Genomic DNA, 13,086 nt, shown 5'->3' on the forward strand with positions numbered 1-13,086 from the left:
TACCTTGCACAGCGACGACTTAATGCTTTATATAGTTACGGAACAAGTATTCACGTTCGTGGATACATATCGGGTTCGCTGGCTTCGGGTAGCCTCGTGAACGCGACGACAGGGGCCCCAGTCGACTCGCGGACGGTATCGAGGCCGTCCTCGCCGACGGCGATCAGCGTGAACACGCTGGAAACCACTGCGCCGGCACGGTCCGCGAGATCGAGCAGGAGCTGTTGGGTGGACCCCGAGCGGACGAAGTCATCGACGAGCAAGACGTCGTCACCGGCATCGAGGGCGCTTGCTGGCAACGAGTAGGTGATCTCGATGCCGGGTGTGAGTCGCTGGCGGGCATCGATAAACTCCGAAACGCCGGTCTCGCGGGACTTCTTCGCGTAGACGACCGGGACGTCGAAATGACGGGCCATCGCCCCCGCGATCGTGATGCCGTCGGTCGCGGCCGTGAGGACGGCGTCGGGGCGCTCGAAGTCGAACGTCTCGGCTGCCACGCCGGCGACGAGGTCGAGCAGCGGCTGGTCGAAAACCACGTCAGTATTATCCACGTATCCGTCTTCGTTCCGTTCGATGCGGGATTCGATCTCGGCGGCGAGGGTCGCGCGGCCGAGGTCCTCGACGATCTCCCCGGCACGCTCGACGCCCGGCAGGACGTGGCCGTTGACGTACCGGTTGAGATCGCTTGCCGACAGCCCGGTCTCGGCGGCGAGTTCGTCGTAGGTCCGACTCGCCTTCAGCCGCCGGAGCACCGAGACGGCCCGCAGCTGGAGGGTGGTCTTTTCGAGGCGCTTCATACATGTCCACTGTCACGTCCCAACCGTGAATATTTCGATAGTAACAAGCCGCTATCTATACAGGATCGTCGGAACACTCACGGGGGAATCGGGGGGCGACGGGCCGTCAGGGGGCGTCAGGCCTCGCCGTCGACATCCGCGAGCAGTTCCTCGGCAGTCACCAGCGATTCGAGTTCGATGTCGTGCTCGGCCAGATTTTCACGAGCCCCTTCCTGGCGGTCCACGACGACCAGCACGCGGTCGACAACTGCGCCAGCCTCCCGAAGCGCCTCGACGGCGTCGATCGCACTCTGGCCGGTGGTGGCGATGTCCTCTAAGACGACGACCTCCTCGCCGTCGTCGAGTTCACCCTCGATCAGATTGCCCGTCCCGTACTCCTTCTGTTGCTTGCGGACGATCACGTAGGGCGTATCGGTCTCGGCGCTGGTGACGGCCACCAGCGGGACCGCGCCCAGCGCGACGCCGGCGAGTTTCCGCCCGTCGAGTGCCTCGGCGAACGCCTCGGCGATCAATCCGAGACAGGTGGGATCGGTCTCGAAGACGTACTTGTCGACGTAGTACTCGCTCGTCCCGCCGTGTGAGAGTTCGAACTCGCCGTAACGGACGGCGTCGGCATCGCGTAACGCGTCGATGAGCGCCTGAGTCATATCCGTGCGTGCGTGACGGCGGGGGTAATAGCCATCGGAATCCGACGGAGGAGCCAGTTGACCGCCCGGGAACCGTCACTCGAGTCGCTCGCGAATGGCCCGTACCTCATCGAGGAGCGCATCCAGGGTCGCTTCGTCGGCCGTCCCGGTATGTGTGGTGCCGCCAGTCCCCTCCGGTTCGGGTCCCCCCTCCCGGACGGATTCGAGAATCTGTTCACGGAGTTCCTCGTAGTCGGCGACCCCCTGTATTGTCAGTTCGGCCGTACTCTGTGCGCCTTGCCCGGCGGTCTGAATGGCGACGCTGCCGACGCCAAACCGGCGGGTGATCGGTCCCTGTTTGGTCTCGGCGTTCGTGATCCGCGAATAGGGGACGGTCGACTGGCTGTGCCACCAGACGCCGCCGCGGGACTCGATCTCGTCGTCAGTCAGCCGGAAGCCGACCGACCGGGCGTACGCGGCCGACCACCACCAGATGAACGCAAGCAGACCGATCGTCAGGCCAGCCAGCCCGGCAGGAACGTACCAGGGGATGTCTTCGGCGAGGGTTGTCACGGCGATCGGAATACCCATCGTCACCACCAGCGAGGCGACGAGATACGTCCGATACAGCGTGGCCAACGCGTCGGGGCCGAACCACTCGTGTCGTTGTCGCATGACCGCCGGTACAACCGGAGGGATCATAAGACTACACTGTCGCCGTCGAGCGGCCCTCAGCGCTCGGGATGCGCCTCAAGAGCCGCAGTAAGCTGGTCACGTTCGTCTCCCAACGCAGCCAGTTCGGCCTCGACGTCCCCCCGTGCGAGACGATCGCGCTCCGCGTCGGTGAGTTGCTCGCGGGCGCGGATACTCTCGCGCAGCCGCTCGTAGTCGCTCGTCCGCGCCAGCCCCCGGACCGTCCGGAGTTTGGTGACTACCGCCTCGGGTGCGATCCGACCCACGAGGGCGATCAGTTCCCGACAGCGCCATCGGAGTTCCTCGGCGGCGGGCGGCGGCCAGGAGACCGTCAGCGGGCCGGAATCGAGCCGCCGAAGGTACGTCTGGTGGGTGGCGACGTTGCGCTTGAGCCGTCTGGCGTCGGGGACGTAGTGTTCGAGTTTCGAGACGGAGTAATCAGCGTATTCGAGCAGCGTCGGGACCGGTTCCGTGCCGGCCTCGCTGTCCGTGACGTACGCGACCAGATCCTCGGGTGGCAGTCGATAGTCGACAAGCGGATAGGCCGCCGTCGTCTCGGCGAACGCCAGCAGTTCCCGGGCCGAATCCTCGTGTTTGCGGCGGTCGAACGCCTCGGCGATAGCCTGATTGTACGCCTCGATCGGCTCGCGAAGGGTCTCGACGGGCGCGTCGAGATCAGCGTCGCCGAGTGCGACCAGGTCCTCGAGTTCCGCAATGCGAGCCGCCAGTTCGCGTTCGCGAACGGCCACGTCGTGGCGGGCCTCGCGGTATCGTTCGAGCGTCCGCTCGCGCTCCTCGAGGCGTTCGACGAGGTCCCCGATGGGCTCCAGAGCCGCACGCGCCGTCTCGAAGTCCGCGCTCTTGAGCCACTTCTGGTGCATCGTCTCGTCGACGGTCTCGAAGGCCTCGCGATGATCGATGTCCTCCGGGAGGGTCTCGACGAACCTGGCGATCTCCTCCTGGAACTCGATGAACGCCTCCATGTCGACGTCCGTCTCGCCGTCACTGGTGACCTGCGCCTCGTAGCGGTCCAGGAGACCGGCCATCTCCTCGTAGTGCTCCCGGAGTTGCTGCAGTCGGTTCTCACCGGCCGCCTCGACGCGATCGCGTGCCTCCTCGTGGGCCGTCGCCGCCCGCTGAAGCGCCGTCACGAGCGTCTCGACGGACGGTTCGTCCCCCTCGCCCGGGTCAGTCGATTGCGTGCTCATTCGTAGACATCATCGGGATCGAAGACCCGTTCGCCGACGACCTCGCCGTCGATCGTCCGGTGGAAACACGATCGGAAGCCGGTGTGACAGGCCCCGCCGTCCTGTTCGATCAGATACAGCAGTGCGTCGCCGTCGCAGTCGACCCGGATCTCCTCGACGTGCTGGACGTTCCCGCTCGTTTCGCCCTTCTGCCAGAGTTCCTCACGACTCCGGGAGTAGTAATGGGCCAGGCCGGTCTCGCGGGTCCGGTCGAGTGCCTCCCGCGTGACGTAGGCAAGCATCAGGACATCGCCCGACTCGGCGTCCTGGGCGACCGCCGGCAGGTACTCGTTGTCCGCGAAGGCGAGATCGACGTCGGGGACATCGTGGGCGTCACTCGCAACCATACCCGGAAAGACGGCGTCTCCGCGCATAGGCCTTTTGTCACGGGAACCGGGCACGTCCGAGAGCGCCCGGAGGGCCCACTCGCCCAGCGATCGTGTCCCGCCGGATCACCCAAGCGCCCCGATCCCGACGGCGTCGAGCACCCAGAGCAACATGTCGCCGGCGACCAGACTCACCACGAGCCCGCCGAACATCGGCACCAGGAACGGGATGCCCGGCGTAATCCAGACGGTGTCGCCCTCGGCGAGTACTTCCAGTCCCTCCCGCAACTCCGTCGGCGTCGTGCCGTAGGCGGAGTGTTCGATGTCCGCGAAGAACGCCTCGGCTCCCCATGGGTCCTCGAACTCCCCGCCGTCGGTCTGGGTCGTTCCGTCGTGCTCAGACTGCTGGATCGACCCCTCACCGTCCGGTGGGATCGACCCGTCGCCGGGATCGTTGGGGTCGTCGGGAAGCGACGCCGGATCGCGGTAGGCGTCCGGATCGGAACGGAGTTCGGACAGCGAGCGGCCGCGCCAGGTCAGATACATCCGGAGTGCGTCCAGGTCGAGGCCACGACGGGTGAACCCGTCGGGCGTCTCCAGCAGGCGGCCGTACTCCTCGGTCGCCGCCTCGGCGGCGATCGGCCGGCCGATGACCATCGCTTTGTCGATATGGCCACCGAGAGCGTTCCGGACGGCGAGTGCGAGGGGATACGCAAGCCCGACGAGGACGGCGTTCGAGAGGATCGTCAGCGCGAAGACCCCAAGCGACGGCCGGATCGCCGGCAGCGCCATGTCCGCGACGAGATACGTCGGGTAGGTCGGAAAGAGGATCGCGAGGACGATCAGCGCCTTCGCATCGGCGCCGCCGAACCCACCCATCCACCAGAACGCGTACGCGAGCGGGACGAGCAACCCGAGGCTGAAGGCGACCTGGAAGACGAACAGGGCCGGCGTCGGCGCGAGCACGCGCGGATCGACGACGAGACCGTCCGTCCAGACCAGCCACGCGTCCCAGACCAGCAGGACGACGCCGAGACCGGCCAGTGGGAGCCAGGTGCGGTTCGGGACGCGACGCGTACGCACGTCACGCCAAGCCGCCCACCCGAGGACGGGGACGACGAGCAACCGCAGCAGATCCGGAAGCGTCGCGTTCACACTCGCCACTCTCGGGGGCGGGAGTTAGCCCTTGTGGAACTGCCCCCACCTGGTCGCCCCCACAAATCGCGGCCCTCAGTTCACTCCCCGGGTACGTCCCAAGAATATTATAGCAGTGCGACAAAAACGGGGTCGATGGAAGCGTCGCTCTACGTGGTCGCGGTTCTCGTCTCCAGCGGCCTCGCCGTTTCCGTGGCCACGTGGCTGTGGTCGCACGATCTGGACCGCGCCGCGCGGGTGTTCGCGCTGATGCTGTCGCTGTATCCGCTCGTGGGGCTGTTCGTCGTCGGCGAGATCGTCGCGACCGATCGGACGCTCGCGATCGCGTTTTTCGTCCTTCACGCCGCGGTCGTCGCCGTGATCGTCCCGCTGTGGTTTCTCTTCGCGATCCGCTATACGGACCGCGGGCACTGGCTCACACGTCCCCGACTCCTGGCGTTCGGGGGCTTGCTGGCGGTCCTCGCCGCCATCCAGCTGACGGACCCGATCCATGGCCTGGTCTACGAGTACGCGATCACCACCGACCCGTTCCACCACGTGGCCGCGACGCCGACGCCGCTGTTTCCGATCTTCGCGCTCTTCCAGACGGTCCCCTATCTCGGTGCGATGGGGCTGCTGGGCTATCACGCGGCGGTCGAAGCGCCGGCCAAGCGCAAGCGGACGCTGGCGCTGATCGTCGGGTTCCTGCCCCCGCTTTTCACCGTCGCCGGCTGGAACGTCGGCGTCATCCCGGGCCCGCTCGACGGCGCCAGCAACATCGCCTCGGCGTGGTCGCTCGCGTTCGTCGCCTGGGCGGTGTTTCGCTACCAGCTGTTCGACATCCTTTCGCTCGCCCGCAAACGCGTCTTCGAGGACCTGCGCGATCCGATCGTCGTCGTCGACCCCGACCGCCGGATCCTCGATGTCAACCGGGCGGCCGTCGGGACGTTCCCCGCCCTCGCTGATGCCGACAGCGCGAAACTGGAGGAACGCCTCCCGCCGATCGTCGAGGACGACACGATCGTCCAGTCGTTCACGGACTACGGGGAGGAGTCCCGCGAGTTCGAGGTCAGCATCTCCCCGCTCGTGACGGCGGGAGACACGCAGGGGTACGGACTCGTGATCCGGGACGTCACGGCGATCAACCGACAGATACGGGACCTCAAACAGCAGTCCGCACAGCTCGAACGGTTCGCGAGCACGCTGTCGCACGACCTCCGGAACCCGCTGAACGTCGCCAACGGGCGCTCGGAGCTGGCACTCGAAACGGGCGACCTCTCGCACCTCGAAGCGGCGCTCGACGCCCAACAGCGCATGGGCCAGATCATCGACGACGTCCTCGCGCTCTCCCGGGAGGGCCGCACGATCGACGAACCGGAACGAGTTCGGCTGAAACCCGTCTTCGAGGACGCCTGGGCGTCGACGGCGACCCCGTCCGCCACCGAGGAGATCGAACCGGACGCGGACGTGGTCGTCTACGCCGATCCCGGGCGCCTCCAGAACGTCTTCGAGAACCTCATCCGCAATGCGGTGGAGCACGCGTCTCCGACGGCCGACGACGGGGCGACCGACGACGAACCGTCGGACGACCAGCCGGCCGGTAGGGACGCGGCCGGCGTGACGATCACGCTCGGCCGCCACGCTGAGGGGTTCTACGTCGAGGACGACGGCCCGGGCGTGCCGGCGGACGAACGCGAGCGGGTGTTCGAGTACGCCTACACGACAGAGGAGACCGGTACGGGTCTCGGGCTCGCCATCGTCGACGCGATCGCGAGCGCGCACGGCTGGTCGGTAAGCATGACCGAGGGGTCCCGGGGCGGTGCCCGGGTCGTGTTCTCCGGGGTGGATATCGTCGAGGCGGGGCCGGAGGCTGTCGAGGAAGTGCCCGGCGTAGTCACGGACGGTCGAGAATCGACAGGGTGAGTGCCCGGGTCACGCCCGAGGCACTCGCCTGTTTGGCCTGTCGACTCCCGGCAGACGGTCGCAGTCGCTGATCGCGTTAGGATCGCAGAAAGCGGTTTTGGAAGCGAACCGATCAGATGACGCGGTTCTGGAGGTAATCCAGATGCTTGGCGTTGTAGACGATCTTGACGTCGTCCTCGGTAGGCGTCCCGACACACGTCAGGCGAACACCCTTGTCCTCGACTTCCTCGTCGGAGAGAATCTGCTGCATGTCCATGTCGATTTCGCCCTCCTTGACGATGGCAGCACAGTTGGCACACGCACCGGCGCGACACGAGAACGGCCAGTCGTAGCCTTGGGCCTCTGCGGCCTCCAGAATGTATTCGCCTTCGGCGACGTCGATTTCGCCGTAGTCGTTCTCACCGAGATCGGACGACTCGGCCTTCTCGAAAAGGTCGGCGTCGTCCATGTCCCATCCGTGATCGTCCAGCACTTCGTAGTTGAGGTATTCTACAGTGGGCATCAGGAGCACGGTACACACGCCTGACTGTTAACTTTGCTGTTCGAAACAGACTTCCCGGACAAATTCCCCGGTTGTTCGCCCGGAGATCCCCGCTCTACGGAAAATTCGCCACGGAAGCGGGACGAATATTAATGGTAACTGTTCACGAAACACACGGACGGCGAAGGAAGTCCCACGGGATTGGGACACCCCGGCCCTGAGACTCGCCCACAGAAACCGAGAACACGCTACGCGGTTCTCGCCTCTGAGCGTTACAGCTTGGGAAGCGTATCCGTCGGAAACCGGGCGACGAGGCGCACAAAGCCATCCGAAGACTGCGCTATGACGCCGCCGCGGATCACGCACTCGGGATTTTAGATGTCAACTCCATCAGGACTAGCTTCGACTGTTCTCTCATAACAGGACCATCCTGTCAAATGCCATATGCAGAGTTCCATCGTGGCCTCAGCCTCCTGTTCGTCCACATCCCCACCAATCGAGTATTCAAGAGTTGCGGCACCTAAATTCAGTTCGCCATCGCAATCACTGTCTCGGCCGATCCGACATGTGGTACTCTGCAGGGGGTGATCGATCGTGTATTCAATATACCCACTGCAGAACTTGACCTCAACGCCAAGTTCGATGCCGTTCCACGAGAACACTTCTCCGACAGTGTTGCACCGTGCTGCAGCCGGATTGGCGATGGCTGCGGCACCTCCGATACCTCCGATAGCACCGGCAGTCGATTTCAGGACATCTCGTCTTTTCATACATTAACTCCATTCATCATTATTCAATGATCATTATAATATTTTTCGATATTCCATCTCCACAGACAGTTTCTATCATCTATCAATTTCCTGGCGGTCATGGGTAGTTTTCAGATACGGATCCGAATTGAGTGAAGCGATTCTGAAACCCCCGTCAGTTCCGGTCCCGCGACGCTTACAGGTCGCTACGCTCCCCGTTCACTACTTCGGCGACCCGCACAAGGGTCGGGTCGCCCACGCCAGGACAGGGATTTGAACAGGTACGAGACGTTCCGGGGTGCTCACTCACGTCCGTTCGTTGCGCTCCCGGGGCTGCGACTCGCGTGCTCAAATCCCAGCGAAGACGCACAACCGCTCACGAGAACCGAGAACACGCTACGCGGTTCTCGGTAATGTGTTCGCGGTAGAAGCGCCAGGACAGGGATTTGAACCCTGAATCCCGAAAGGGAACACGCTTTCCAGGCGTGCGCCTTACCGTTCGGCCATCCTGGCTCGCATCTCCAGATGAGTGGCGGTGTGGTTAAGCGTTTTCGCTCTCGGTCGAGCACCGACCCCCTCAAAGCGTCTGTCGCAACCGGGGCTCGACGAACTTCGCCAGCACCGCCCCGATCCCGGTGACAACCAGCGCGACGCCGGCTTTGACCAGCGGATCGACGCGTTCGGGCGTCAACAGCTCGTAGCCCTGGAGCAACACAAGAAACGATAGCCCGCCGACCAGGCCCCACACCAGGGCTTGACGCCATCCCATGTCGTAGCCGGCCATCTCAGACGGCCGCCACGGCCTCGATCTCGACACCGACGCCTTTCGGCAGCGCGGCGACCTCGACGGCGCTTCTGGCCGGCGGATCTTCATCGAAGAACGTCTCATAGGCGGCGTCCATCGCCTCGAAGTTCTCGATGTCGTCGACGTAGACGGTCACCTTCAGGACATCGGCCATGCCCGCGCCCGCTTCGTCGAGAACTGCCTCGACGTTGTCCAGCGCCTGCTGGGTCTGGACGTCGATGTCGGCGTCGTCGAGCAAATCGCCGTCGGGGGTCAGCGGGATCTGTCCGGCGGTAAAGACAAGCTCATCGGTTGCGGTCGCCTGGCTGTACGCCCCGACTGCGGCGGGGGCCGCCTCGGTTTCGATCGTTCGCTTCATACGTCCGTTCCCGACCGGAGCCAGTATAAAACCGCTGGGGAGTATGTCCGGAACTTATGGGCGGTGACGACGACGATATCCCATGGAGACGCGCTTGCGGTACGGCTACGGCGTCGTCATGCTCGGCCTCGGCAACATCGCCGTCGGGGCGACACAGGTAGCCTTCGGCGGTCAATCCACGATCATGATTGGGATACACGCGGTCATCGGCGTCCTGCTGATCGGCTTCGGGTACGGCGTCGTCAACGATCCCGACCGGATCGATCCCGAGCAGCTCTCCCCACGAATCCTCGCGGCGGTCGGCTACGTCGGCATCGCGATGGGCGCAGCCATGCTGGTCTGGTCGGCACTCGTAGTCGTGAACGCGCTGTAAAGTGGACGAACCGCGACGCTACTGGTCGGCGCAGTACTCGACGAAGTTCCGGAGAATGGCAAGCCCCGTCTCGCCGGATTTCTCGGGGTGAAACTGGGTTCCCATCACGTTGCCCGCCTCGTTGGCGACGACACTCGCGAAGCGCTCGCCGTAGTCAGTCCTCGCCGCGGTGGCGGCCCCGTCGTCCGGTTGGGCGTAATAGGAATGGACGAAGTACGCGTGCTCGCCGTCGACACCCGCCAACAGGGGATGCTCGCGCTCGACGGCGAGTTCGTTCCAGCCCATGTGCGGAACCTTCCGATCGCCGTCAAATCTGAGATTCGTCCCGGGGATCAGGTCCAGCCCCTCGGCGTCACCTTCGCCGGCGTGTTCGGCCTCTTCGCTCGTGGTGAGGAGCATCTGCATCCCGAGACAGATACCCAGGAGGGGGCGACCGTCCTCGGCCGCCTCGACGAGGGCGTCCCGGAACGGACCGGCGTTGTCCATCCCCTCGCTAAACGCGCCGACGCCGGGGAGGACGATCCCGTCGGCGGCATCGAGTGCCACCGGGTCGTCCGATATCGTCACGGCTGCGCCCGCGCGTTCGAGCCCACGCGTGACGCTCCGGAGATTCCCCAGTCCGTAATCGACGACGACGACGTCAGCCGCCGCCTGCTCGCGGTCGCTCATGTCAACCCGTAGTTCGGCTCGGGTCTTGGGACTTTCCTTCGACCCAGATATCACCCAGCCGGGCCGGTCGAGCACAGCCAGTCCATCCGGCTGGTTCCGATCGGGCCCCTAGTTTGATTGGGATAGACGGAGACGTAGTCCTGTATCGCGCCTGTCGCCGATGACACGCGACAGAAAACCCAGACTATGCACGACCTGTCACTTCAGGACGCCCACGTCGGCATCGTCCCGGGCGTCGTCGATGGCGTCGACACCTATCGCTCCGTCTGCGAGCGGGTCGTCGGACGCGTTTCAGTGTACGATCCGTCCGCAGTGGAGTCCGTCGCGTCCGGGTCGAACCCGCCGGACTACCTCATCATCGAAGGGGGCCCGAAGGGACTAGATGCAGTGAAGACCGCGGCCGACCAGACCCCGCCGCATGCCGTCCTTTACGTCGACGATCGACCCCGGAAAGTCTCGGAAGCGATGCTATCCGGTGCCGATGTGTTCCTCCACCCTGCGGACAGACAGCACTTCGAAGCGCGACTCAAGAGCTTGCATCTGGGTGCGACAGTCCCGGTCGAACCAGCCGAGGGCCGGCTCGGTATGGAACCGTCGATCGAACCGCGGGCGTATGAGACGCTCATGGAGCAGTTCGAGGACCTCATCTACGTCCTCGATCGCCACGCGCGTTTCGTCCGGGTGAACGAGGCAAAAGCCGCCCTCCACGATCTCGACCCCGAAGTGATGATCGGCCAAAGCGAGTTCAACACCTTCCTGCCGGAGACCGCCATGGAGATCTACCGCGACAATCTGGCAGTGATCGAAGGTCACAGCGCGGTCGAGCGCAAGCCGGAGTGGATCGAAAACGCCCACGGCGAGCGGATCCACGTCACTGCGAGCAAGCACCCAATTACTGATCCGGAGGGGCGCGTGATCGGGCTGATCGGTATCTCGCGGGACATCACCGCGCTCACCAGACAACAGGCCCTCATCGAGAACGTGCGGGATACCATCGAACATCTCTATGGCATGTACGACCACAACTTTCGAAACCGCACGCAGATCCAGGTCGCCATCGAATCCCACATGAAACAGGCGTTCACAGCCGAGTCGACCGGCCGCGAGCGGCTGTCGGAACTCGGGGGGCTGTTCGGCCTGGACGTCCGTCCGGGGGCCGAAATCGAAGGCACGAATACCGACGGACGGGCCGATCGCGAGGAAGTGCGGACGTCACTCGAAGGGCTCGCGAACACGTGGGCGGAGATGCACCGGTCGTTCACCGAGGCGCGGGACGTCGAGACTGAGATGGTCGAACGTCTCACGGATCTGGTCGAGGACTTCAGCGAACTGTTCGCGGTCGTCAAGGCCGGCGGCGAACTCACCGAAGTCGACCTGAAACGCCTCGCAAAGCAGTACGCTGACTGTCAGGTCACGGGCGAGTCGGTTACGATCACCACCGATCAACTCCGGACGACGCTGCTGGTTGAACAGCTCAGTGCGGCGCTCGGGCCGGCAGGGCGGATCCGGCTTGAGTCCACCGAAGCGGGGGTGAGGCTACATCTCTCCAAGCACCTGACCGTGCCGGCCCTGACTGACCAGTATCGCGATCAGGATCTCCTCGAGCGGTCGAAACACCTGCTGAAGGTCCGACTCGTCCTGGAGACGCTGGGCTGGGACATCGAGACGGAGCATCCCGACGACGACACGACGGTCCTTTCGGTCGACGTCACGGCCTGGAAGCGCCAGGCGGGCGCTTACACCTGATACGTCGGTTCGTCCTGGCTGTCCCCGAGGTTCCTGACAATCGTCTGGAGCACGAGTTCGAACTCCTCGTCAGTCATCGCAGCGGAGATGTCTCCCAGTTCGGCCCCCTGTTCGGTGAGCCGGTCGCGCAGTGCCTGGTAGTTCTCGCTTGTGGTCAATTCGGCGGCTGGTTTGTTTGCTTCGAGACTGGCCTGTTTGATCGAATCGGCGACGTACGCCCTGACCTCGGGTTCGAGTTCACCCAGCGCGACCAGACGCTCGACAGTGTCTTCCAGCTCAGCGACGTCGACGGGCTTGGTGAGGTAGTCATCAAAGCCCATCTCGATGACGTCGAGATCCGGGGTCTTGGCCGTCACCATCGCGACCGGGCACTCGTACCCCTCCGCACGAACGGCATCGAGCGTCTCTTTCCCCGAGCGCCCCGGCATCATCCGGTCGAGCAGGACTACGTCGACATCGTCGTCGATGGCTTCCAGGGCTTGCTCCCCGGAGTAGGCAGTCTCGACGGTGTAGTGCTCGCGCAGGATCGACGCGTAGCCGTCCGCGATTTGCTGTTCGTCCTCGACGATCAGTACCGTCACGTCAGTGTCGTCTGTCATAGTTGGTGATCGCGATGTGAGCCGACATCGACCGCGTCATTCGGGTCCCCAGTCCTTGCGTTGTTCGACCGTGTTGAACGCCTCGTTGCGGAGGTTCGTGTACTCGTTGAGCATGTCCTCGCGGGTGACGACGCCGACCAGTTCAAGGCCCTCGACGACCGGCAGGACGTCCGTATCGGCGTTGATCAACTGACCGATGGCGAACAACACTGTCGCGTCCGGCTTGACGGACGTCGGAAACCCCGAGGCGAACCCCGAAACGGGGATTTCGCTGAGCGGATCATCGGTCTTGTAGCAGGCGATCAGTGCCGACCGCTGGGTGATCAGTCCGTCCGGATCGTCGCCGTCGGTGATGATGATCGACTCCCGGCCGTCCTTGAGCAGTATTTCGACGGCGGCCCTGAGGCTCCGGTCACGCGACACCGTCAGGTAATCGGTGCTCATCACGTCGCGGATCAACACGGCGCCATCCCCTCCGTCGGCGCTCGCCCGTTGAAGCGAAACCACGTGCTGGACTCCCACTCCGCCGGGCCGGGCGGGGGAGTCCCACCGGGACGGGC

The 13,086-nt window shown here is 64.4% G+C and carries 16 protein-coding genes and 1 tRNA gene; 3 read left to right on the plus strand and 14 right to left on the minus strand.

All coding sequences use genetic code 11. From position 1 onward, the window contains the following. Positions 1–50 precede the first annotated feature (50 nt). The 6 genes from SVXhr_RS13975 to SVXhr_RS14000 all read right to left on the minus strand — a co-directional run bounded on the left by SVXhr_RS13975 (position 51) and on the right by SVXhr_RS14000 (position 4,844). On the minus strand, positions 51–797 hold the full coding sequence (locus SVXhr_RS13975; RefSeq protein WP_275738078.1) for a phosphoribosyltransferase family protein: 747 nt from the start codon (positions 795–797) through the stop codon (positions 51–53). A gap of 116 nt (positions 798–913) precedes the next feature. Further along, positions 914–1,444: an orotate phosphoribosyltransferase gene (gene pyrE / locus SVXhr_RS13980; protein ID WP_275738080.1), complete on the minus strand. Its 531-nt coding sequence runs from the start codon at positions 1,442–1,444 to the stop codon at positions 914–916. Positions 1,445–1,519: 75 nt separating this feature from the next. Then, complete coding sequence (locus tag SVXhr_RS13985) at positions 1,520–2,098, minus strand: PH domain-containing protein (RefSeq protein ID WP_275738082.1); 579 nt, start codon at positions 2,096–2,098, stop codon at positions 1,520–1,522. Positions 2,099–2,154: 56 nt separating this feature from the next. Next, positions 2,155–3,324, minus strand: a complete 1,170-nt coding sequence (locus tag SVXhr_RS13990; protein ID WP_275738084.1) for a hypothetical protein — start codon at positions 3,322–3,324, stop codon at positions 2,155–2,157. Further along, positions 3,321–3,737 carry a phosphoribosyl-AMP cyclohydrolase gene (gene hisI / locus SVXhr_RS13995; RefSeq protein WP_275738086.1) on the minus strand — a complete coding sequence of 139 codons (417 nt, stop codon included), beginning with the start codon at positions 3,735–3,737 and terminating at the stop codon, positions 3,321–3,323. The genes SVXhr_RS13990 and hisI overlap by 4 nt, the downstream gene beginning before the upstream one ends. A 78-nt stretch (positions 3,738–3,815) precedes the next feature. After that, positions 3,816–4,844 carry an A24 family peptidase gene (locus SVXhr_RS14000; RefSeq protein WP_275738088.1) on the minus strand — a complete coding sequence of 343 codons (1,029 nt, stop codon included), beginning with the start codon at positions 4,842–4,844 and terminating at the stop codon, positions 3,816–3,818. A 135-nt stretch (positions 4,845–4,979) separates the two neighbouring features. On the opposite strand from SVXhr_RS14000, the gene SVXhr_RS14005 reads away from it, so the two are divergent. Continuing rightward, complete coding sequence (locus SVXhr_RS14005) at positions 4,980–6,746, plus strand: histidine kinase N-terminal 7TM domain-containing protein (RefSeq protein ID WP_275738090.1); 1,767 nt, start codon at positions 4,980–4,982, stop codon at positions 6,744–6,746. 112 nt (positions 6,747–6,858) lie between these two features. Here the strand turns inward: SVXhr_RS14005 and fer are convergent, their stop codons facing one another. The 5 genes from fer to SVXhr_RS14030 form a co-directional block, all read right to left on the minus strand. After that, on the minus strand, positions 6,859–7,248 hold the full coding sequence (gene fer / locus SVXhr_RS14010) for a ferredoxin Fer (protein WP_275738092.1): 390 nt from the start codon (positions 7,246–7,248) through the stop codon (positions 6,859–6,861). A 353-nt stretch (positions 7,249–7,601) separates the two neighbouring features. Next, positions 7,602–7,997 (minus strand): hypothetical protein, encoded by a 396-nt coding sequence (locus tag SVXhr_RS14015; protein ID WP_275738094.1) that lies wholly within the window; start codon positions 7,995–7,997, stop codon positions 7,602–7,604. Between the two features lie 410 nt (positions 7,998–8,407). Beyond that, a tRNA-Ser gene (locus SVXhr_RS14020) sits at positions 8,408–8,489 on the minus strand. A 64-nt stretch (positions 8,490–8,553) separates the two neighbouring features. Then, a complete protein-coding gene (locus tag SVXhr_RS14025) occupies positions 8,554–8,760 on the minus strand; it encodes a hypothetical protein (protein ID WP_275738096.1) in 207 nt (68 codons plus the stop codon). Position 8,761: 1 nt separating this feature from the next. Beyond that, positions 8,762–9,139 carry a Rid family detoxifying hydrolase gene (locus SVXhr_RS14030; RefSeq protein WP_275738099.1) on the minus strand — a complete coding sequence of 126 codons (378 nt, stop codon included), beginning with the start codon at positions 9,137–9,139 and terminating at the stop codon, positions 8,762–8,764. Positions 9,140–9,221: 82 nt separating this feature from the next. Between SVXhr_RS14030 and SVXhr_RS14035 the strand changes: the two genes are divergently transcribed. Beyond that, positions 9,222–9,512 carry a hypothetical protein gene (locus SVXhr_RS14035; protein WP_275738101.1) on the plus strand — a complete coding sequence of 97 codons (291 nt, stop codon included), beginning with the start codon at positions 9,222–9,224 and terminating at the stop codon, positions 9,510–9,512. An 18-nt stretch (positions 9,513–9,530) separates the two neighbouring features. On the opposite strand, the gene hisH is transcribed toward SVXhr_RS14035, so the two are convergent. Further along, positions 9,531–10,181: an imidazole glycerol phosphate synthase subunit HisH gene (gene hisH / locus SVXhr_RS14040; RefSeq protein WP_275738103.1), complete on the minus strand. Its 651-nt coding sequence runs from the start codon at positions 10,179–10,181 to the stop codon at positions 9,531–9,533. A 186-nt stretch (positions 10,182–10,367) separates the two neighbouring features. On the opposite strand from hisH, the gene SVXhr_RS14045 reads away from it, so the two are divergent. Further along, entirely contained in the window at positions 10,368–11,927 is a 1,560-nt protein-coding gene (locus SVXhr_RS14045) for a PAS domain-containing protein (RefSeq protein ID WP_275738105.1), read from the plus strand. On the opposite strand, the gene SVXhr_RS14050 is transcribed toward SVXhr_RS14045, so the two are convergent. Then, positions 11,918–12,526 (minus strand): response regulator, encoded by a 609-nt coding sequence (locus tag SVXhr_RS14050; RefSeq protein WP_275738107.1) that lies wholly within the window; start codon positions 12,524–12,526, stop codon positions 11,918–11,920. The genes SVXhr_RS14045 and SVXhr_RS14050 overlap by 10 nt on opposite strands. Before the next feature lie 36 nt (positions 12,527–12,562). After that, a complete protein-coding gene (locus SVXhr_RS14055) occupies positions 12,563–13,033 on the minus strand; it encodes a CBS domain-containing protein (RefSeq protein WP_275738109.1) in 471 nt (156 codons plus the stop codon). Positions 13,034–13,086: the final 53 nt, after the last annotated feature.

It is taken from the genome of Halorhabdus sp. SVX81 (assembly GCF_029207715.1).
GTDB lineage: Archaea > Halobacteriota > Halobacteria > Halobacteriales > Haloarculaceae > Halorhabdus.